At 41.9% G+C, this 21,953-nt stretch carries 16 protein-coding genes; 8 read left to right on the top strand and 8 right to left on the bottom strand.

The window, feature by feature from the left end; all coding sequences use genetic code 11:
• Positions 1 to 474: 474 nt before the first annotated feature.
• The 3 genes from EYW48_RS13950 to nspC all read left to right on the top strand — a co-directional run bounded on the left by EYW48_RS13950 (position 475) and on the right by nspC (position 5,877).
• Positions 475 to 3,360: a pyridoxal phosphate-dependent class III aminotransferase gene (locus EYW48_RS13950; protein ID WP_168522324.1), complete on the top strand. Its 2,886-nt coding sequence runs from the start codon at positions 475 to 477 to the stop codon at positions 3,358 to 3,360.
• Positions 3,361 to 3,377: 17 nt separating this feature from the next.
• Positions 3,378 to 4,622: a carboxynorspermidine synthase gene (locus tag EYW48_RS13945; RefSeq protein ID WP_176246263.1), complete on the top strand. Its 1,245-nt coding sequence runs from the start codon at positions 3,378 to 3,380 to the stop codon at positions 4,620 to 4,622.
• Positions 4,623 to 4,743: 121 nt separating this feature from the next.
• Positions 4,744 to 5,877 carry a carboxynorspermidine decarboxylase gene (nspC, locus tag EYW48_RS13940; RefSeq protein WP_168522320.1) on the top strand — a complete coding sequence of 378 codons (1,134 nt, stop codon included), beginning with the start codon at positions 4,744 to 4,746 and terminating at the stop codon, positions 5,875 to 5,877.
• 59 nt (positions 5,878 to 5,936) lie between these two features.
• Here the strand turns inward: nspC and EYW48_RS13935 are convergent, their stop codons facing one another.
• From EYW48_RS13935 to EYW48_RS13925, 3 genes are all read right to left on the bottom strand, one after another.
• Entirely contained in the window at positions 5,937 to 7,547 is a 1,611-nt protein-coding gene (locus EYW48_RS13935; RefSeq protein ID WP_261926773.1) for a methyl-accepting chemotaxis protein, read from the bottom strand.
• 254 nt (positions 7,548 to 7,801) lie between these two features.
• Complete coding sequence (locus EYW48_RS13930) at positions 7,802 to 8,314, bottom strand: ACT domain-containing protein (protein ID WP_168522316.1); 513 nt, start codon at positions 8,312 to 8,314, stop codon at positions 7,802 to 7,804.
• 215 nt (positions 8,315 to 8,529) lie between these two features.
• Positions 8,530 to 9,423, bottom strand: coding sequence for a DUF3943 domain-containing protein (locus EYW48_RS13925; RefSeq protein ID WP_172532194.1), 894 nt, complete (start codon positions 9,421 to 9,423; stop codon positions 8,530 to 8,532).
• A 185-nt stretch (positions 9,424 to 9,608) separates the two neighbouring features.
• On the opposite strand from EYW48_RS13925, the gene EYW48_RS13920 reads away from it, so the two are divergent.
• Both EYW48_RS13920 and EYW48_RS13915 read left to right on the top strand, forming a co-directional pair.
• Positions 9,609 to 10,850, top strand: a complete 1,242-nt coding sequence (locus EYW48_RS13920; RefSeq protein ID WP_277432569.1) for a CinA family nicotinamide mononucleotide deamidase-related protein — start codon at positions 9,609 to 9,611, stop codon at positions 10,848 to 10,850.
• Between the two features lie 255 nt (positions 10,851 to 11,105).
• Complete coding sequence (locus EYW48_RS13915) at positions 11,106 to 11,360, top strand: 30S ribosomal protein S6 modification protein (protein ID WP_171980887.1); 255 nt, start codon at positions 11,106 to 11,108, stop codon at positions 11,358 to 11,360.
• 44 nt (positions 11,361 to 11,404) lie between these two features.
• Here the strand turns inward: EYW48_RS13915 and yfaE are convergent, their stop codons facing one another.
• The 4 genes from yfaE to ubiG all read right to left on the bottom strand — a co-directional run bounded on the left by yfaE (position 11,405) and on the right by ubiG (position 16,337).
• A complete protein-coding gene (yfaE, locus tag EYW48_RS13910) occupies positions 11,405 to 11,683 on the bottom strand; it encodes a class I ribonucleotide reductase maintenance protein YfaE (protein WP_053309896.1) in 279 nt (92 codons plus the stop codon).
• On the bottom strand, positions 11,683 to 12,816 hold the full coding sequence (gene nrdB / locus EYW48_RS13905) for a class Ia ribonucleoside-diphosphate reductase subunit beta (RefSeq protein ID WP_176246259.1): 1,134 nt from the start codon (positions 12,814 to 12,816) through the stop codon (positions 11,683 to 11,685). Before nrdB ends, yfaE begins: the two co-directional genes overlap by 1 nt.
• A gap of 70 nt (positions 12,817 to 12,886) precedes the next feature.
• On the bottom strand, positions 12,887 to 15,169 hold the full coding sequence (nrdA, locus tag EYW48_RS13900; RefSeq protein ID WP_171980888.1) for a class 1a ribonucleoside-diphosphate reductase subunit alpha: 2,283 nt from the start codon (positions 15,167 to 15,169) through the stop codon (positions 12,887 to 12,889).
• 460 nt (positions 15,170 to 15,629) lie between these two features.
• Positions 15,630 to 16,337 carry a bifunctional 2-polyprenyl-6-hydroxyphenol methylase/3-demethylubiquinol 3-O-methyltransferase UbiG gene (gene ubiG / locus EYW48_RS13895; RefSeq protein ID WP_176246258.1) on the bottom strand — a complete coding sequence of 236 codons (708 nt, stop codon included), beginning with the start codon at positions 16,335 to 16,337 and terminating at the stop codon, positions 15,630 to 15,632.
• Positions 16,338 to 16,630: 293 nt separating this feature from the next.
• Here ubiG and gyrA point away from each other — a divergent pair, with 293 nt between their 5' ends.
• The 3 genes from gyrA (at position 16,631) to EYW48_RS13880 (ending at position 20,522) form a co-directional block, all read left to right on the top strand.
• Complete coding sequence (gyrA, locus tag EYW48_RS13890; RefSeq protein WP_053309892.1) at positions 16,631 to 19,285, top strand: DNA topoisomerase (ATP-hydrolyzing) subunit A; 2,655 nt, start codon at positions 16,631 to 16,633, stop codon at positions 19,283 to 19,285.
• A gap of 224 nt (positions 19,286 to 19,509) precedes the next feature.
• Positions 19,510 to 20,136, top strand: coding sequence for a LysE family translocator (locus tag EYW48_RS13885; protein ID WP_277432568.1), 627 nt, complete (start codon positions 19,510 to 19,512; stop codon positions 20,134 to 20,136).
• Between the two features lie 206 nt (positions 20,137 to 20,342).
• Positions 20,343 to 20,522, top strand: coding sequence for a hypothetical protein (locus tag EYW48_RS13880; RefSeq protein ID WP_171375451.1), 180 nt, complete (start codon positions 20,343 to 20,345; stop codon positions 20,520 to 20,522).
• Positions 20,523 to 20,631: 109 nt separating this feature from the next.
• On the opposite strand, the gene manA is transcribed toward EYW48_RS13880, so the two are convergent.
• Complete coding sequence (gene manA / locus EYW48_RS13875) at positions 20,632 to 21,828, bottom strand: mannose-6-phosphate isomerase, class I (protein WP_253910188.1); 1,197 nt, start codon at positions 21,826 to 21,828, stop codon at positions 20,632 to 20,634.
• Positions 21,829 to 21,953: the final 125 nt, after the last annotated feature.

Raw genomic sequence — 21,953 nt, 5'->3', positions numbered from 1 at the left:
GAGCCTTGCAGCAAATACATTCATTCACTCTGCCATTAGCAATTAAAAATTTATTGCCAGCGTATTTATTTTTTGATATTTTTCGCCCCAATCTCGGACAGTAGATTCTGGGGGATACGCGTAATGACCATTCAAGCTGATTGTGACATTACGTAGGGTAGGTATCAGCAAGTCCTTTTGTTGATAGACGGGATACTCTTGCAGCGGGAGCTGCATGTGAATGGGAAACCCAACATTGAACTCACTAAATACGCTTACATTAATCAGCTTTGTACTTCCTCTATGCCCTGTGCTCGAAGACAGTTGCATCACAGAACCTTGATTATCTGATTTAGTAATCTTTCATCAACCTCGATGAACCTAATACCGTATCCGCTATTTGGCGAATCCGGATTTATTGCTATGTCTTATTTCTTTATCAACCAATCCTATTAAAGAAAAAGACGAAATTTACCCATTTCAAGGGGAAGGAAAATGAGTACAGCCTTTGAAGTCGATAACACTATCGCAACCATTTTTTCAGCTCAAGTACCTGTTGTAGAAGGGACTTACGATCTTACTCCAGACCAAATATTGCTTGATCAAATCGAGCATGAATCTGAAGTTCGTTCATACCCACGTCGTTTGCCAATTGCTATCAAACAAGCACATGGTGCATTGGTTGAAGACACTCGCGGTCAAATTTTCTTAGATTGTTTGGCTGGCGCAGGAACTTTAGCGCTTGGCTATAACCACCCAGAGATTAACCAAGCACTGAAAGAGCAGTTAGATTCAGGTCTGCCTTATCAAACTTTGGATATGACGACTCAAGCGAAAGATAAATTTATTAAGCAAGTCAAAGCGTTCTTGCCTGAAGATTTTGCGCAAAATTCAGCGATTCAATTCTGTGGTCCTTCTGGTGCCGATGCTGTGGAAGCAGCAATCAAATTGGCAAAACAGACCACGGGTCGCAATACCATGTTTGCTTTCCGCGGTGCATACCATGGCATGACTAACGGTACGATGGGCATGATGGGTAACCTAAATACCAAAGCTCGTCGTACGGGTTTAATGTCAGATGTGCATTTTATGCCTTTCCCATACAACCTACGTTGTCCATTTGGCTTAGGTGGTGATGAAGGGGCAAAAGCAAGCATTCGTTATATCGAACGTCTATTAAATGATGATGAAGCGGGCATTATGAAGCCGGCAGCTATCATTGTTGAGCCAGTTCAAGGTGAGGGTGGTGTGATCCCTGCTCCTGCATTCTGGCTACGTGAGTTGCGTCGTATTTGTGATGATCACGGCATCTTATTGATTTTTGATGAAATTCAATGTGGTGTAGGCAAATCAGGTCACCGTTTTGCTTTTGAAGAATCAGGTATTTCTCCTGATATTCTTTGCCTATCGAAAGCGATTGGTGGTGGTCTTCCTATGTCTATTCTGGTCTTCAAGAAAGAGATCGATACGTGGAAACCAGGTGAGCATACGGGTACTTTCCGTGGTAACCAATTGGCCATGGTATCGGGTGCTAAAGCATTAGAAATCATTCTCCGTGACGACTTAGTTGGTCATGCTAATGCTGCTGGTCAATATTTGCGTCAAGGACTTGAAGCAATCCAAAGCCGTGTTAACTGTATTGCTGAAGTACGTGGCAAAGGTCTAATGCTTGGCTTAGAAATTAACAAGCCGAACGGTGAGCGCAATAAATTTGGCGAGCCAATGTCAGATGGGCAATTAACACTGGCGATCCAACGCGCTGCTCTTGAGCGTGGTTTGATGGTTGAAAAGGGAGGTCGTGATGGCTCAGTTATCCGTTTCTTACCGCCGTTGATTATCTCTTTTGAGCAAATTGATTTTGCGCTTCGTACATTGGAAGCCGCTATTCTTGCCGCAGGTGGTGGTTCTAAAGATCCAGAGCCAGAAAACCAAGGTTGGAAAAAGCACTTTATCCAAACCGGAGAGATGGGCAGTGATGAATTTGCTGCGGTTATGAACCACACCACCTCTGCGATGAAGGCCGTGTTCGAGCAGGCTAAAGCACCTTATTCAGGTTTGGATCCAAAACAGCTTGAAGATGCGATTTATGCCGTTGATTTAGATAACAAAAATGCGCCTTTAAAAGACGTAATTTCGGAAATGGCGGAACTGGTTGCCAAGAACTCTATCATTGTTCAACACCCAGATTGTATCGCTCACTTACATACTCCACCACTGATGCCATCTATTGTTGCTGAAGCAATGATTGGGGCGTTGAACCAGTCGATGGATTCATGGGATCAATCTTCTTCTGCAACTTACGTTGAGCAGAAAGTTATTGATTGGATGTGTGAGAAATATGAACTTGGCGCAAATGCGGATGGCATTGTCACTAGTGGCGGCACGCAAAGTAACCAAATGGGGCTGATGCTCGCACGTGACTGGATTGCAGACAAATTAAGTGGTCACTCAATCCAGAAGCTAGGTTTGCCTGAATATGCAGATAAACTACGTATTGTATGTTCGAAAAAATCTCACTTTACAGTTCAAAAGTCAGCTTCTTGGATGGGGTTAGGTGAAAAGGCCATTTTAGCCGTTGATGCCAATCCAAATGGCACGATGGATGTCACGCAGTTAGAGGCGACTATTACGCAAGCTAAAGCTGAAGGTCTAATCCCATTTGCAATCGTAGGTACTGCTGGTACCACCGACCATGGTGCAATTGATGATCTCTCGACTATCGCTGATGTTGCTGAGCAACATGACTTATGGATGCATGTCGACGGGGCCTATGGTGGTGCTTTAATTCTAAGCAGTCATAAAGCTCGTCTGCAAGGGGTTGAGCGTGCACATTCAGTGAGCGTTGATTTCCATAAATTATTCTTTCAAACCATTAGTTGTGGTGCGTTGTTGCTGAAAGATAAGAGCAACTTTAAATATTTGCTCCACCATGCTGATTACCTCAACCGAGAGCATGATGAGTTACCAAACTTGGTTGATAAATCTATTGCTACAACCAAACGTTTTGATGCGTTGAAAGTATTCATGACAATGCAAAACGTTGGGCCAAAAGCGTTGGGTGATATGTATGATCACCTGCTAGAACAAACGCTACAAGTCGCTGATTTAGTTCAACATCATGAGGCATTTGAATTGCTTGCTGAACCTGCACTATCGACAGTGCTATTTCGTTCAGTGAACAAACAAGCTGCGGATTTTGATGAGTTAAATAAAGCGTTGCGTTTAGAAGCATTAACACGCGGTGTGGCGGTACTGGGTGAGACGATTGTGGATGGCAAAACTGCCTTGAAATTCACGATTTTGAACCCGTGCCTTCAATTGTCAGACTTCAAATCACTACTTCATAAAATCGAACAGTTAGCCACTGAGCTAGCAAAATAGAAAGGAATAGAAAAAACATGTCTGTTTTACAAATTGGTGCAGGAGGCGTTGGGTGGGTTGTCGCACATAAGGCGGCCCAAAACAACGACGTACTCGGTGATATTGTTCTTGCTTCTCGTACTGTTGAAAAGTGCGAGAAGATCATTGAATCGATCAAAGGAAAAAATAACCTTAAAGATAAGACTAAGAAGCTGGAAGCTCGCAGCGTTAATGCTGATGATGTCGATTCTCTAGTCGCGTTAATTAAAGAAGTCCAGCCTGATCTGGTGATCAACGCTGGTCCTCCTTGGGTCAATGTGCCAATTATGGAAGCATGTTACCAAGCGAAGGTCTCTTACTTAGATACATCTGTGGCTGTTGACCTTTGTTCAGAAGGCCAACAAGTGCCAGAAGCGTATGACCCACAATGGGCATTTCGTGAAAAATTCAAACAGGCGGGAATTACCGGTATTCTAGGTGCTGGTTTTGATCCTGGCGTTGTCAGTGTATTTGCAGCGTATGCCGTAAAACACTTGTTTGATGAAATTGACACCATTGATGTGATGGATGTGAATGCTGGTGATCACGGCAAGAAATTCGCGACAAACTTTGACCCAGAAACCAATATGTTAGAGATCCAAGGTGACTCTTTCTATTGGGAAAATGAAGAGTGGAAACAAGTACCTTGCCACTCGCGCATGCTTGAATTTGATTTCCCAAATTGTGGTTTGCACAAAGTCTATTCAATGGCGCACGATGAAGTTCGTTCAATGAAAGAATTCATTCCTGCCAAACGCATTGAATTTTGGATGGGCTTTGGTGATCGTTACTTGAACTACTTCAACTGTATGCGTGATATCGGTTTGTTGAGTCCTGAACCATTAACCCTACATGATGGTACGGTTGTACAACCGCTACACGTACTAAAAGCTATGCTGCCAGATCCAACGTCTTTGGCTCCGGGGTATACGGGTTTAACATGTATCGGCACATGGGTTCAAGGCAAGAAAGATGGCAAAGAACGCAGCGTTTTTATCTATAACAATGCGGATCATGAAGTGGCGTACAACGATGTAGAGCACCAAGCCATTGCTTATACGACAGGCGTGCCAGCGATCACGGCTGCGGTACAGTTTTTCCGTGGTAAATGGGCCGATAAAGGTGTGTTTAATATGGAGCAACTTGATCCCGATCCGTTCCTTGAAACAATGCCTAAGATCGGCCTTGATTGGCACGTTCAAGAGTTAGTTGTTGGCCAGCCAGACATTAAGATTCTTAAATAAGAATCAACTGGAGTTGTTATTTTTGTTTATTGACTTCGGTTGATTTACAGCAGTGGCAATGACTTATTCCAAGCCGATGCGATAAGTGTCGGCTTTGTTCGATTTTAAGAGTGATGAATAGATGCAAAAAAGCGAACTCAAAACCCCATATTTCATGATTGATGAAGCTAAGTTGATTGCAAATTTAGAAATTGCGAAACAGCTTAAAGAAATCTCTGGTGTTAAATTGGTATTGGCTCTGAAATGTTTCTCAACTTGGGGAGTGTTTGACATCATCAAGCCTTATTTAGATGGCACAACCAGTAGTGGCCCATTTGAAGTCAGGTTAGGCTACGAAACGTTTGGTGGCGAGACTCATGCCTACAGCGTCGGCTACAGTGAAGATGACGTAAAAGAAGTCGTCGATATCTGCGATAAGATGATTTTCAACTCGCAATCTCAGTTGGCGGCCTATCGCCATCTTGTGCAAGGAAAAGCATCTATCGGCCTGCGTTTAAACCCTGGAGTTAGCTATGCAGGTCAAGATTTGGCGAATCCTGCTCGTCAGTTTTCTCGTTTAGGGGTTCAAACTGATCATATTGATGCCTCAATTTTTGAAACCATTAACGGTGTAATGTTCCACATGAACTGTGAGAACAAAAACGTTGATGCCTTTATTGGTTTGCTCGATTCAATCTCTGAGCACTTTGGTCAGTATCTAGATAAGTTAGACTGGGTTAGCTTAGGTGGTGGCGTTTTCTTTACCTGGCCTGGTTATGATGTCGAAAAATTAGGCCTTGCATTAAAAGCGTTTTCTGAAAAGCATGGTGTTCAGTTATACCTTGAACCGGGTGAAGCCATCATTACCAAAACAGCAGACTTGGTAGTAACTGTGGTTGATATCGTTGAAAACGGCATGAAAACAGCGATTGTGGATTCCGCAACAGAAGCGCATCGCTTAGATACGCTGATTTATAATGAACCAGCTTCGATTCTTGAGGCCAGTGAAGAGGGTCAGCATCAATACATTATCGGTTCTTGTTCATGTTTAGCCGGTGACCAATTCTGTATTACTTCTTTTGAGCAACCATTAAAGATTGGTCAAAAATTGCATATTTTAGATAGTGCAGGTTACACCATGGTGAAACTCAATTGGTTTAATGGATTGAAAATGCCATCAGTTTATTGTGAACGCCTTGATGGTGATATTCAGAAACTGAATGAATTTGGCTATGCTGACTTTAAACGTTCGTTGTCTCAATGGTCAGTAAAATAATGTAAGAAAGCCCTGCAAGTCTATTGCGGGGCTTTTTATTATCGATAATTGGCATTATTTTACAGTTTGAAACTTTTCATCTTGTCATCTAATTGGCGGGACAGGTCAGCAAGAGTTTCACTTTCTTCAGCAAGGTAATTGGCTGCCTGTGACATTTCTAGCGCAGAATCATTAATTCCACTTACGTTGCGGTTCATCTCTTCTGCGACAGCACTTTGTTGTTCTGCTGCGGTTGCAATTTGCATTGCTTTATCGCTCACATGCTGTATATGAGTAACGATTAAAGATAAATCACTACCAGCATTTTCAGCGCGCTCAACACTACTGTATGCTAAATCTTGACTTTTTTGCATCGCGTTGGAACTGCTGACAGCCAATTGTTGCAAGCGGTTAATTGTCGTTTGTATTTGATCGGTTGAATGGTGGGTTCGACTGGCGAGGTTTCTTACCTCATCGGCAACGACAGCAAAGCCTCGCCCTTGTTCACCAGCGCGAGCCGCCTCGATGGCGGCATTCAATGCGAGAAGGTTGGTTTGTTCTGAAATTCCGCTGATAACCGTAGTTACTTCGCTAATTTGCATCACTCCCTCTTTTAATTTATGTACTTGCTCAGTCGCGACCTCTAATTCCTGCGATAGTGCTTTGATACTATCAACGCTGGAATGTACATCTTTATCACCGAGTCCGGCTTCTTTGCTGGCATCTAGTGTATCTTTTGCAGTTTCTTCTGCGTGGCCTGCGACGTCAGCAACCGTCGCGCTCATTTCATTCATAGCAGTCGCTAGCTGACTGAGCTGATCGCGCTGACTTGTGACCGCTTGGCTTGTTTCTTCGGCAGAAGATGCAATGCGAATAGCCGCTTCAGCCAGTAAATTGGCCGAAGTGACAGATTCGGTTAATGCAGTTCGAACAGATTCAACACTATCGTTGATACGAGATGCCACAATGCCAATTTCATCCTTACCCATAACTGGGACTTTGGCTGTTAAGTCACCGCTTGCTACTTTTTTCATCACTTCTTTAATGGCTTCAAGTGGAGTAATAATCGCTCGGCTGATGATTACACCAAGTAATGTCAGTATAGCGAGGACGATAAGTGTCGTTACGCCCATTTTTAGCAACTGCTTATTAACGGCTTGATCTATATCGTCAATCAACATGCCAGAGCCTAGTATCCAGCGCCAAGGTAAGAACCCATGAACAGCTGAAAGTTTGTCGGCGGGTTTGCCAGTATTTGTTTGCCAAGGGTAGGTTAAAAGCCCTTGTTTACCATCTTTGGCTAAATCGACCATTGTAAACCAAAACTGGCCTTCAGTGTCTTTACCTGGGTTGCCCATTTGTTTTCCGACAAGATCGGCCCTAATAGGATGGGCAATAGTATGGCGGGACTCATCAATAGCAAATATATAATTACCGCCATCAAAGCGTGTTGCGTTGATTAGGATCTTGGCTTGCCTTTTGGCCTCTTCCTCGGGAAGAGTTTGTTGAAGGTGTGCTATTTGCGAGAGAGCGGTATCAAGTACGGCATTGAGCCGAGATTCTCGCTCCGTGAGTAAATTATTTTTTAGAGCAGTTGCGGAAATGAGTAGTAGGCTCAATAAACCGATAATTGCAACAGCAATAATAGCGGTCAGCTTATAGCTGACTTTAATGTTTCCAAGCTTCAACATGACGTTACCACCATTTATAGACCCCAATCTTTACCGTTGGGTGTCGGTTATAAAGTAAATGGACAGATATAATTATTTTTTTATCCACATGCTATATCGTGGACTAAGATCATCATTTTGCGAATATTGGAAGTGTGTTTTGTGGTGATAATCACATTTCAACTATTGATATATTGAGTCAGTCAATAGATAAATAAAGAGGGGGCCGTATAGCTCACCTCTATGGTAATAGGTTTAAATTTAATAAGTGCTAATTAAGCTTCAAGTATAACCCGAGTATCTTCGCTCAAGGCTTCAAGTTCATCGGCAACATCTTCAATTTGTATTTCAGTCGGTAATTTAATTGCCATATTAGCAGTAAACAAACTGGAGCTTACTCCACCACCGCCAGCAATAAACACTCGTTGGCAGTCCATATCTAAGATGCTAATGCCTTGATTATCAAGAATACTCGTTATTTCGTTGACAATGCCAGCGCGATCACTCGCATCTAACCTAAGCTGATAAATGGTTTCTCCTTGATGACTATGTGGGTCTGATTCAACGATTTGTACAATTAGATCGGGGTGATCCATAAAAGCTTGTTGCACGAGCTGTGTATTTTGAGTTGGAAGTTCCACTTTTATTACAGCAGCGACTTGGCTTTCAATAAAATTCACTTTGCTGATAAGCCATTTACCGCCATTCTCATGTGTGATGGCAGCAAGCTGTTTAATGGTTGTTGGTGTCGCTTTACCGACGAAGTTGACGATAAATGTACTATTCATACTGAGCCTCCTAAAGCCAACAGACGAAATGTAAACCGTTTTAAATGGTCTCTTTCATTCAGTGTAGGAGTCTAAGACAAAGAATATTTGACGAAAGTCAATATTTTCAGCTTGCACCATTAATGGTTGTCAGTATTCAAACTTATCCCACAAAAAAACAGCAACTATGCGCTATTGCTTCTTTTTTAATGGGAAACGTTTGCTGTGAAATCTAATTAAAAGGTGATTTTTAAGTCAATGCCATAAAACTGAGAGTCATAACTGGCTCCGGCGTCTAAAGCGTACTTCGCAGCGTCTTGGTTACCAAACCATGGGCTACTACTGAATTGAAATTGCGCGTCACCATTCCAAGCATTCGATACCCAGCCATGAATATGGCCTACGGGGTTAAGAAAGAATAAAGTCACATTGCCCATGGTGGGTGAGCCCCATACTTCACCGCCAGTAGCCACAATCTCTTGCTCAGCTTCAAACATTAGTTCACCGACAACGGCACCAAAGAATGGTGTCACAAACAAGTCTTGCCAAGAAGGGATTTCCGCGAATGCTTCAACGCCATATTCCCAGAAGAAAGTAGACATCACACCAGAATATAAGAAAGATTCAAATTCATTAAAACCGGCATGTCTTGCTGCCGTGTAGTAAACGCCACCAAAATAGGGATGCATAATATAGTTTAGATAATGTTCATCGCGATCCCATGTAGGACCAGAAGAGACATTATCTTTCCACTTTTTAAACACCTTATTGTCACCGTCTTTTTCCCATTTAGTGACTGATTCTGGTAATAACGTCATTAAACCAACGGTTGCGACACTTAACCCCAGAATTGTATACGTCTGACTTTTTAGGTAATCCCAGTCTTTTGTATCTTGTACGGTGAGATATTTAGGTAGAGCTGGCTCTTCAAGGTTCAACTCTTGAGATTCCACTAAACTGGTTGAAAATGGCGAATTTGGCTGATAAATATTTAAATTATCATTAAAACAAGATGTTTGATTACAGTCGACCGTATAGGAAAACTCAATGTGTTGGTTGAAATCGTAAGTACTCGCGCTGGCGCAAGTTGGAAACGATAACATCATTGCAATGATGCTTTTCTTTGACACGGAAGGCTCCAAGTTTTTGTTTTTAATGATCAGAATCACAATTATCTATTAAACTCTTAGAGATGAAAACAGTATTTTGTCCAATTAGCGAAACTTATGAGAAAAATTGCATTCAAACAGTTATATTTTGCACTTTATACTTTGCAGCACCAATAGCAGTGTGAGTTTACACAAAAGGACACATTATGTTGAAAATAGCGATGTTAAGCACGGGTGAAGAAGTTCTTCATGGCGACATTGTCGATACCAATGCGGCTTGGCTATCCAGCGAGTTTTTCGAACATGGCTTTTCATTAGTGAAACGCGCAACGGTTGGTGATAATCAACAGTCTTTGGTCGAAGAATTACTAATGCTCAGTTTCAATAATGATGTGCTGATTGTGAATGGTGGACTTGGACCAACTTCAGATGATGTCAGTGCGGCAGCAGCGGCTCAAGCGGCTGAGCAGAAGCTGGTGTTATTTCCACAATGGCAAAAAGTACTAGAAGCATTTTTTGTTCAGCGTGGAGTTATCATGCCAGAAAGTAACCTCAAGCAAGCGATGCTACCTGAAAGTGCAGAAATTATTGATAACCCAATCGGTACTGCTTGTGGGTTTAAGGTCTTGATAAATGAATGTCAGTGCTACTTTACTCCTGGCGTGCCAAGTGAATTCAAGCAAATGATCACTCAGCAAGTACTGCCGGATTTAAAAGCTCATTACCCACAGCAGAGAGGATTAGAGTGCAGCCGCTTATTTACTTTTGGTTCATCTGAATCGGCTATCTCAGATAAGTTAGACAAAATGGTCTTGCCTGAAGGGTATATGCTTGGCTATCGCTCATATCTGCCGTTTATTGAGGTGAAATTATTTGGCCCTAAAGAAGATATAGAACGACGCGTACAACTATTGCAAATTATCTACAAGCGCTTAGAGCAATATGTGGTGAGTGTTGATGAACCGATGCTTGCGCATATTGGCCATTTAATGCAAGAAAAAGGGCAATCACTAGCGATTGCAGAACAAGCAACGAAAGGTTGGCTCGCAAGTTGGTTATTAAGTAATGAGCAAGTTGAAGCATTGAGTGGTCATAGTTGGATTCTGAGCCGCAGTGTAGAATCTGGCCTTGGTGATCAAGATCCGCTAGCCGCATCGTTAGCTCTTGCTGGAGCGACAAAAGAAAAATGTTCCACCTCATTGTCTTTAGTCACTGGCACTTTGATTGACGATCAATTTAGTCTTGCTTTATCTGCTCCGCAGGGAGAGTGGGGGCAAATACTCAAATTTAAACGAAGCTACAGTGCTAGTGAGCAACGTGAATTGATAGCAACTATTGCTGCCGATATGCTACGTCGTTACCTTTCCAACAAACCTGTTTTTACGCAATATGGTTCTGTGGCTCCAATAAAAGAGATGTATTTGCCATCGAGTGTGATTAACAACTGAGTGTGTAGTTAGCAGTTTTTTACTATCATATTGAATATTAAACGATTTTAAATTCGTCACTGTTTATTCATAACTGAATGTTTTTTGTGCTTACAATGGATGTTCTATTGTGTATGCATCTTATGATTATTTGGTCTAAAGGCTAAGTTTATGATTTATAGCAGGAGATAAATTTGTCTCAGATTTGAGTCTTTTTTGAGCAATTTTTCTCTGTACACTGTCAGTCCGCTTGAGAAAATTCGGCAGGAGGCTGACATGTTTCATCAATCCAAAATCTTAGTTTGGTATAAAGTGGCGAGTCAAAAAGTGATCTTAGGAGAGGCTTTAAGCAATGGGATGAGTGATGTGGTTTCACTATGGCTACATGCTCCATCAGACGAAAATAATCCAAGTTATCAAGGATATAGACTATCGTTGTTTGATGACGACGGCAGAGAAATTGCTCATAAATCAGTATCAATGGGTACTGCTGATGAAATACTAGCCGGTATTAATAAAGCCAGAGCTTAGCTCTGGCTTTATCGTTTTCTCTATCTTACTGCATTATGTCAGTTCTAAGCTCGTTTCGCTTTCAACCGATAGGTTACATTAGCAAGTTCAATGTGATTCTTCGCCTTACAAATGCAAGGCAAAATTTCATTGTGCTCAGTGTAAGCCATAGCAAAACCAACATATTCCACTTCACCAGAAACTAAAGTGCAACGACAAGCACCACAATGGCCATCACGGCAGTTAAACTCAGGCTCTAGCCCTGCACCTTCCATACTTTCCAATACAGTGTTGGAAGAGTTTGATTCTATGGTGGTGATATTGTTGATTTTTATACGTGCCATTACAGCTCAAAGTCCTCAAAGTCATCAGCGTGAACTTCGTTATCAATTTGACCTACAAGGTATGAGCTAATTTCTGCTTCTTGAGGAGCAACTTGTACGTTATCTGAAGATAGCCACGCATTTATCCAAGGAATAGGGTTGGAGGTTGCTTCAGGGTATGCGGTTGGAAGTCCAACGGCTTGCATACGCACGTTAGTAATGTATTCAACGTATTGACACAGGATATCTTTGTTCAAACCGATCATTGATCCATCTTTGAACAAGTATTCTGCCCACTCTTTTTCTTGTTCCGCTGCGGCCTTAAATAGGTCGAAACATTCTTGTTTACACTCTTCAGCGATTTGTAAAAATGCGAAATCATCTTGCCCGTTTCGTAGCAAGTTGATCATATGCTGAGTTCCCGTCAGGTGAAGCGCTTCATCACGTGCAATTAGCTTGATGATTTTGGCATTACCTTCCATCAATTCACGCTCTGCAAAAGCGAATGAACAGGCAAAACTAACGTAGAAGCGGATGGCTTCTAGCGCATTCACTGACATCAAGCAAAGGTACAGCTTGCGCTTGAGTTTATTTAGACTGACTTCGACAGGCTCTCCGTTGATTTGGTGGGTGCCTTCACCATATCTGTGGTAGTCGCTGGTCAATTGGATCAAATCATCGTAGTAGTGCGCAATGTCTTTGGCACGTTTTAAAATATGCTCATTTTCAACGATGTCATCAAACACAAGGCCAGGGTCATTCACAATATTGCGGATGATATGGGTGTAAGAGCGTGAGTGAATCGTTTCAGAGAATGACCAAGTTTCAATCCACGTTTCAACTTCAGGCAAAGACACCAGCGGAAGCAGCGCAACATTAGGGCTACGACCTTGGATGGAATCAAGCAAGGTTTGATATTTCAAATTCGAGATAAAAATGTGCTTTTCATGATCAGGAAGCTTGTTGTAATCAATACGATCGCTTGATACGTCAACTTCTTCTGGTCGCCAGAAGAAGGACAGTTGTTTTTCTATCAGCTTTTCAAAAATCTCGAATTTTTGTTGGTCATAACGTGCAACGTTAACCGATTGACCAAGAAACATCGGTTCTTTTAATTGGTTATTCTTTTTTTGAGAAAAAGTACTGTAAGCCATAAATGCCTCAATCCTTTAAAACTCCCCAAATAGGGGAGCATTATTAAATACGTTTGAATGTGAAATAAGGTTAGATCTTACAACCACCGCCAGCACAATCATCATCTTGAGCCTGCACGGCATCTTTTTGATCATCTTTAGCGCCATCACGAGTGTTGTGATAGTACAGTGTTTTCACGCCAAATTTATAAGCAGTGAGTAGATCTTGCAGCAATTTCTTCATCGGTACTTTGCCCGTTTCGTAAGTGCTTGGGTCGTAGTTTGTATTCGCTGAAATTGCTTGGTCTACAAACTTCTGCATAATACCCACTAAGTGCAAATAACCGTTATTTGAACCGATATTCCATAGCAATTCGTAGTTCTCTTTTAGGTTGATAAAATCAGGAACTACTTGTTTCAAAATGCCGTCTTTAGAGGCTTTCACCGACACATAACCACGTGGTGGTTCGATACCGTTAGTCGCATTAGAAATTTGAGAAGACGTCTCTGAAGGCATTAACGCCGTCAAGGTCGAGTTACGTAGACCAAATTCCATGATTTCCGAACGTAGTGTATCCCAATCATAGTGCAAAGGCTCATCACAGATTAGATCAACATCTTTTTTGTAGGTGTCGATAGGCAGTAGACCTTTTGCATAGTTCGTCTCATGGAACAGCGGACATCTACCTTGCTCTTTTGCTAATGCAACCGATGCTTTCAATAAGTAATACTGCATTGCTTCGAAGGTGCGGTGGGTTAGGCCATTAGCACTACCATCAGAATATTTCACACCATTTTTCGCTAAGTAGTAAGCGTAGTTAATGACACCCACCCCTAATGTACGACGATTCATGGTTGACTTATAGGCCGCTGGAAGTGGGTAATCTTGATAATCTAACAAGGCATCAAGAGCGCGCACAACTAAGTCTGCAAGTTCTTCAAAATCATCAAGCGATGTAATTGAACCCAAGTTAAAGGCTGAAAGTGTGCACAAGGCGATTTCACCTTCGTCATCTTCAACGTTTTTCAATGGCTTGGTTGGTAGAGCGATTTCTAAACATAAGTTAGATTGACGCACTGGAGCGACTGCAGCATCAAATGGGCTATGCGTATTACAGTGGTCAACGTTCTGAATGTAGATACGGCCCGTTGACGCGCGTTCTTGCATCAATAATGAGAATAGCTCAACTGCTTTTACCGACTCTTTCTTAATTGAAGGGTCATTCTCATATTGAACGTATAGACGTTCGAACTCTTGCTGATTTTCAAAGAAGGCATCATACAACCCTGGAACATCAGAAGGTGAGAATAGTGTGATGTTGCCGCCTTGCACTAAGCGCGAATACATCAGCTTGTTCAATTGAACGCCGTAGTCCATATGACGTACGCGGTTCTCTTCAACGCCACGGTTGTTCTTCAATACCAGCAGAGATTGTACTTCACCATGCCATAATGGGTAGAACACCGTCGCAGCACCGCCACGAACACCACCTTGAGAACAGCATTTTACCGCGGTTTGGAAGTATTTATAAAAAGGGATACAGCCAGTATGGAATGCTTCACCACCACGGATCTCAGAGCCTAGTGCTCGGATACGACCTGCATTGATACCAATACCTGCACGTTGAGATACATAACGTACAATTGAGCTTGCAGTTGCATTGATTGAATCAAGGCTATCACCACACTCAATCAATACACATGAGCTGAATTGACGAGTAGGGGTACGTACACCAGACATAATTGGTGTTGGCAGCGAAATTTTGAATGTCGACGTCGCATCGTAAAAACGCTTGATGTACTCAAGACGATTCTCTTTTGGATACTTAGCAAATAGACAAGCCGCAACCAAAATATAAAGAAATTGAGCACTTTCATAGATTTGCTTGGTTACACGGTTTTGAACGAAATATTTACCTTCAAGCTGTTTAACCGCAGCGTAAGAGAAATCTAAGTCACGTTTGTGATCTATGTAAGTGTCGAGTTCTTCAAACTCTGCACGAGTATAGTCTTCAATAAGATGCTTGTCATACTTACCCGTTTCGACCAAATGTGTCACATGCTTGTATAGCGTTGGTGGTTCATATTGGCCGTATGCTTTTTTGCGTAAGTGGAATACAGCAAGACGAGCAGCCAAATATTGGTAATCGGGTGTCTCTTCTGAGATCAAATCCGCGGCGGATTTGATAATGGTTTCATGGATGTCCGAAGTCGTGATGCCATCGTAAAATTGAATGTGAGCTTTCAATTCTACTTGTGATACAGACACGTTGTGAAGGCCTTCAGCTGCCCATGCAATTACACGGTGGATCTTTTCAAGATCAATATTTTCTTTGCGGCCATCACGCTTAGTGACAGTGAGTTGTTGGTTCATTCTGCTTCATTTCCCTAACAAAACTGCTTAAAGCCGCATTTCTATAGAATTGTTGTAAATTTCATTGCGGCTTTGTGATCTGAGTCTATCTATATATTGTAGCGTAAACACTACATATAGGGGTGCTTTGCTTTGCGACTTACAAGATAGTGCTATATGGAGGTCATTTCAAGTTAGAGATCTTGAACAGCTTGTGGATAACTAGCAAATAACAAAAAATCAGTTAGTATCCACTTACCGATGATCAAAGAGCAGGTTTGCTTGTAGGAAATTGCCATTTTGAGATCGGTTTAGATGTAACCGCAATTAAAAAAAAACTTCTTGATCTTTGCATAAAATCGGAGGTGTATTTTAGGTTGGTTAAAATGGAATCTGGAGCACAAAAAATGCACTAAAAAAACGAGTTGAGTTGTGTTAATCAACCCGATTTTTAACGTGAGTTATGCGCTAAATAACACGCCTAAAACAGACGTGTATGAACGATGTAGTTAACGTCGACATTACGACCCAAGCGGTAAGTGTCAGTCAGAGGGTTATATAGCAGACCTGTGATACCTTGTTCTTGCAAATTAGTTTGATCAATCATTTTGATAAGTTCGGATGGGCGAATGAATTTATCGTGGTCATGGGTACCTTCGGGAACAATTCGCATCAACTTTTCAGCACCGACAATGGCAAATAAATAAGACTTAATATTACGATTGAGAGTTGAGAAAAACACATGCCCCCCTGGTTTAACCAAAGTCGCACAAGCACGAACTACCGAAAGCGGGTCCGGAACGTGCTCTAACATTTCCATGCAAGTTACCACATCATAGTAGTGTGGTTTTTCTTCGGCGTGGTCTTCAATCGTACTTTGGATGTAAGTCAATTTGGTGCCTGTTTCTAATGCATGTAAACGAGCAACTTCCAGTGGTTCTTTGCCCATATCCAAGCCAGTTACGTTTGCCCCTTCGCGCGCCATACTCTCTGCCAGAATACCACCACCACATCCTACATCGAGTACAGTCTTACCAAATAAGCCATTGGCATTGCCGAGCACATAATTCAATCTTAATGGGTTTATTTGGTGAAGAGGTTTAAATTCCCCATCGAGATCCCACCAGCGAGACGCCATTTCTTCAAACTTTTTGATTTCATTAAGATCAACGTTCTGTGCTTTAGTCATGATAGATTCGCTCTTACTGTCAACTTATACATCCTTTATTGAATCACGCATTATAACTTGTTAAGTGAAACAGACCACTGCTTTCCCTATTTCGCGGATTTGTGGCTGAAAAGTAACCACTTATCAGTTGGGTATGGAATGAATGTGCAATTTCTCGGCACTTGATACACAACAAAGGTCACAACCTGATAAAAGGACAGGGAAAGTGATGCCGAAGTAGTGAATTATGTGTTATATTTTCCGGCCTTGTACGTATCAAATATACGATCAAAAGATAGAGGGATAATGGCTCTATGAGCGATTTAGCTAAAGAGATCACGCCCGTCAACATTGAAGATGAGCTAAGAGGTTCATACCTAGACTACGCGATGTCAGTCATTGTGGGTCGTGCTCTTCCAGACGTGCGTGATGGTCTAAAACCAGTACACCGCCGCGTATTATTCGCGATGAATGTGCTTGGTAACGATTGGAATAAACCATATAAAAAATCTGCCCGTGTTGTGGGCGACGTAATCGGTAAATATCACCCACATGGTGATAGCGCGGTATACGATACTATTGTTCGTATGGCGCAGCCTTTCTCATTGCGTTACATGCTTGTTGATGGTCAAGGTAACTTTGGCTCGATCGATGGTGACTCTGCGGCAGCAATGCGTTACACCGAAGTACGTATGGCAAAAATAGCGCATGAGCTATTGGCCGATCTCGACAAAGAAACCGTTGATTACGTACCAAACTATGATGGTACCGAGCAAATTCCAGCGGTTCTGCCAACAAAAATTCCTAACCTATTGGTAAACGGTTCATCCGGTATCGCTGTAGGTATGGCCACCAACATTCCACCACACAACTTAACGGAAGTCGTTGATGGTTGTTTGGCGTATATCAATAACGAAGAGATCACTATTGATGAGTTAATGGACTATATTCCAGGTCCTGACTTCCCAACTGCTGCACTAATCAGTGGCCGCAAGGGCATTATTGATGCTTATAAAACAGGACGCGGTAAAGTTTACATGCGTTCTAAAGCAGACATCGAAGTTGAGAAAAATGGTCGAGAAACCATTATTGTGACTGAGATCCCTTATCAAGTGAACAAAGCTCGTTTAATCGAAAAGATTGCCGAGCTGGTTAAAGATAAGAAAGTGGAAGGCATCAGTGCGCTGCGTGACGAGTCTGATAAAGATGGTATGCGTATCGTTATTGAATGTAAGCGTGATGCGGTAGGTGAAGTGGTTCTAAATAACCTCTATTCACAAACTCAACTGCAAACGACTTTCGGTATCAACATGGTTGCGCTTGATAATGGTCAGCCTAAGCTATTCAACTTGAAAGAAATGTTGAAATGCTTCGTTGATCACCGCCGTGAAGTAGTGACACGCCGTACTATTTTCGAATTACGCAAGGCGCGTGATCGTGCTCATATTCTTGAAGCACTAGCACTGGCACTGGCTAATATCGATGAAATCATCGAGTTGATTCGAAGTGCAGCGACACCTGCTGAAGCAAAAGCAGGATTGATCGCGCGCGGTTGGGACCTTGGCAACGTTGCTTCTATGCTTGAACGTGCTGGTACTGATGCGGCTCGCCCTGAGTGGCTTGAGCCTGAGTATGGTATTCGTGATGGTCAGTACTTTTTAACTGAGCAACAAGCTCAAGCGATTCTCGAGTTACGCCTACACCGATTAACAGGTCTAGAGCATGAGAAGATCCTTGACGAGTACAAAGCACTTCTAGAAGAAATCGCAGAGTTAATGCATATCCTTGCAAGTACTGAGCGTTTGATGGAAGTGATTCGTGAAGAGTTGGAACTTGTACGTGAAAACTTTGGCGATACACGCCGTACTGAGATCACTGCTGCAAGTCACGATATCGACATGGAAGAGCTAATTGCTCGTGAAGATGTTGTGGTAACACTGTCTAATGCTGGTTATGTGAAGTACCAAATTCTGAGCGACTACGAAGCTCAGCGCCGTGGTGGTAAAGGTAAGAGTGCGACGAAGATGAAGGAAGAAGACTATATTGAACGTCTTCTTGTTGCGAATACGCACGATAACATCCTTTGTTTCTCGACTCGTGGTAAAACGTACCGCCTGAAAGTTTACCAATTGCCATTGGCAAGTCGTACTGCGCGCGGTAAGCCAATCGTTAATATTCTTCCTTTGGAAGAAGGTGAGCGTATTACAGCGATCCTACCAGTGACAGAGTTTAGTGATGATAAGTTTATCTTCATGGCAACTGGCGATGGCACGGTTAAGAAAACCTCACTTTCAAGCTTTGCTAACGTACGTTCAAATGGTCTGATTGCTGTTAACCTACGTGATGATGACTCTCTAATTGGTGTTGATATTACCGATGGTGACAGCGATATCATGCTGTTCTCTAAAGAAGGTAAAGTCGTTCGCTTTAATGAGAATCATGTTCGAGCCATGGGACGTACTGCAGCGGGTGTTCGTGGTATGAAACTGGCCGAAGGCGACCAAGTTGTTTCTTTGATTGTTCCTTCCAATGAAGGTGATATCTTAACTGTAACGCAAAATGGTTACGGTAAACGTACAACCTTAGGGGAATACCCAACTAAAGGTCGTGCTACACAAGGTGTGGTTTCAATCAAAGTTTCTGAACGTAACGGTCAAGTTGTCGGCGCAGTGCAAGCTGAAGAAGGCGACGAGTTCATGATGATCACTGATGCTGGTACGCTGGTTCGTACACGTGTGGCTGAAGTAAGTCAAGTCGGTCGTAATACTCAAGGTGTTACTTTGATTCGTACTGCTGATGATGAGAATGTTGTTGGTCTACAGCGTATTGAAGAAATTGAAGAAACTGAGTTACCAGAAGGCGAACAGCTGGAAGGTGAAGAAGCGACAGTGGTGACTGCAGAAGAGAACACTGATTCTCAAGTTAGTGATGATACTACTACCGAGAATGATGACTCTGAAGACGAGTAGATTACTCTTGCGCCTTGAATAACAAGGTTTAAACAATACGAAAAGCCGAGCGATGATAGCTCGGCTTTTTTATTGGCCACATAAAATGTGGTTTCGTCATCCACCAATTTTTGAGTGTTATATTCGACTCACTCGACAAAACTGATGAAAAATTAGACATCAGAAAGTGTTGTGTGTAATTTAATAAGCAGCTAAATGGATTAGCATTTAAAAAAGGAAAGTTTATGACATTAGAAACATGGATTGTTTATGCGTTCGCGATATTAATTTTGACGGCTTCTCCAGGCCCTAGTTCCTTATTGTGTATGACTAAAGGGGTTACTCACGGTATGCGTGGTGCATTGTTCACTGCACTAGGCAGCTTAACGGCCATTACAATTATCTTAAGCTTGTCTTTTACAGGACTTGGTGTATTAATTGCCTCTTCGAAGCTTATTTTTAATGTGGTTAAATGGATAGGTGCCGCTTATCTCATTTATTTAGGTATCAATGCCTTGCTAAGTAAAAGCCAGACTCTCAGTGTGAAGCCAAATGAGAGCAAAGGAGGGACAGCACGAAGTCACTATATTAGTGGTTTTGTTGTCGGAGCGAGTAATCCCAAGGCTATCATCTTCTTTAGTGCTCTATTCCCTCAGTTTATTTCTCCTGACGTTTCATTAATGAGTGAATATTTGATTTTTGCTGCTACCTTTGTTGTTTTCGAGCTTTCTTGGCTGCTGACATACGCGTACTTAGGAACTAAGTCTTCAAATTGGTTATTAGCGGAAAGTCGCGTGAATATCTTTAATAAATTAACTGGAGGAGTATTTATTGGTGCTGGAGCTATTTTGTCGTCAACTAGCCGAGTCTAGCTTGGTTTATTAGAGGCTATTTTGGGGAGTAGGATTGTTTTTATAAGTTGTCGATATAACTTTCCTACTTGCCGTATGCCCACTCCTTCAAATAGTTTGAGTATTGAACAAAGTGTGATTGTTATTCCATAACTTTACACGACATAAGAAATCTTTATGAAAAATGGTATTATTTTTGAGAATTAATATAAGTTTTATAGGGATGAATCGTGAACTCCGTGATAATGCAATTAAAAAAAGACTTTTATGCGCAGATTGATTCTCCTAAAGAAAGTTCTTCGCCTTCATCTCAAACAACACTTGCCCTTTTGACGGAAGAAGAAATTCAACAACTCGAACAGATCTGGATTGAATTAGCAGTTTGGAAACGAAACCAAAGCCACTAATTAAGAAATTTAACTTTTTAATTCCATCCCAAAATAAAGCGAGCCTAGATAGGCTCGCTTTATTTTTTAGTCATAGAGTAGCACTGCAATAAAGGTAGGAACTGCTTGCTCAGTTATAAGCACGAGCCACTCGGCCCTCAGCAGATAATTGATACTCTCCCGTGTATGCCGGAATAAATACCGAGCAGCCTTTGGTGATGGTAATCTTTTCGCCATTTTGATGAGTTAATATTGCGTCACCATCGATCGGCAAAATAATTTCAGCGCTCGTTACTTCTACTGTGACATTATTTGACTGCGGATAAATCGCAAATTTAAAGTCCGTTACTGGCACAGGGAAAAGTAGTGCACCACGTTCTTCTATCGGTTGCAATAACAACGTAGCAGCAGGTTTTTCTTCAAACCGTGTGCACGATGCAAGTTCTGCGATGTCCATATGTTTTGGGGTTAAACCGGCACGCAATACGTTGTCGGAGTTTGCCATGATTTCAAGGCCTGTTCCTTTTAAGTAAGCGTGTGGTGTTCTGGCATCTAAAAACATCGCTTCACCAGGAGCCAAGGTTAATACATTTAACATCAGTGGTGAAAACAAGCCAATATCGCCCGGATATTGCTGAGCAAGCTCTAAAATAAGAGCAAATATTTCGTCGTTTGAGTAGCGATTGGCATGAGTCAGTAGCGCATTAACGGCTTGCTCTTTTTGCTCGCCGGAGAGCGATAATAAGGCAGTAAAGAAATCTTGTAGGCCTTTTGATGTTTGGTTTAGCTCAAATTGCTCAACGAGGTCAGAAATGACGTCAATTTGTAATGCTTGAAAGCGTGCTACGATTTCTGAAAGTGCACGAAAGCCATTCATAGCTTGGTAAGGTGTTAATGCGTAAACCAACTCAGGTTTATGGTTTGGATCTTTATAATTACGATGCCCAGCATTGAGTGGAATACCGGCCTTGTTTTCTCTATCAAAACCAACCTCAGCTTCTTGCTTGCTTGGATGAACTTGAATTGATAGCGCATTTTCTGCGGCTAATACTTTGAATAAATAAGGTAATTCAGCAAATGTTGTGGCAGTTGAAGCGGAAAGGAATGTCGATTTATCTTGGTTGATCAATTCTAACAATGAAATAGATTTATCATCAATTTCAACCTGAGAACATCCGTTGGGATGTGCACCCATCCAAATTTCAGCCTGTGGAACTTGAGTTGGGTTTGGAATATTAAACAATTGATTGATAGAAGTTGTACTGCCCCAAGCGTAATTTTGAATGACATTGTTCATCAAAAAAAAATGTTGTGGGTTGTTGGTCATTATGGCATCTCACGAAAATCAAAAATAAAGAAAAAAGAGCGAAAACAAGAACTAAAAAACTCCCGAGGTGAAGCGGGAGTACAACATAAACGAAGGAGCATAGCTTTGATTCGCATCAACCACCC

The sequence above is a fragment of the Vibrio sp. 1180_3 genome, assembly GCF_029478545.1.
GTDB lineage: Bacteria > Pseudomonadota > Gammaproteobacteria > Enterobacterales > Vibrionaceae > Vibrio > Vibrio aestuarianus.
Note: the sequence above shows the minus strand (reverse complement) of the source record. Positions and strands in the feature narration are given on the sequence as shown.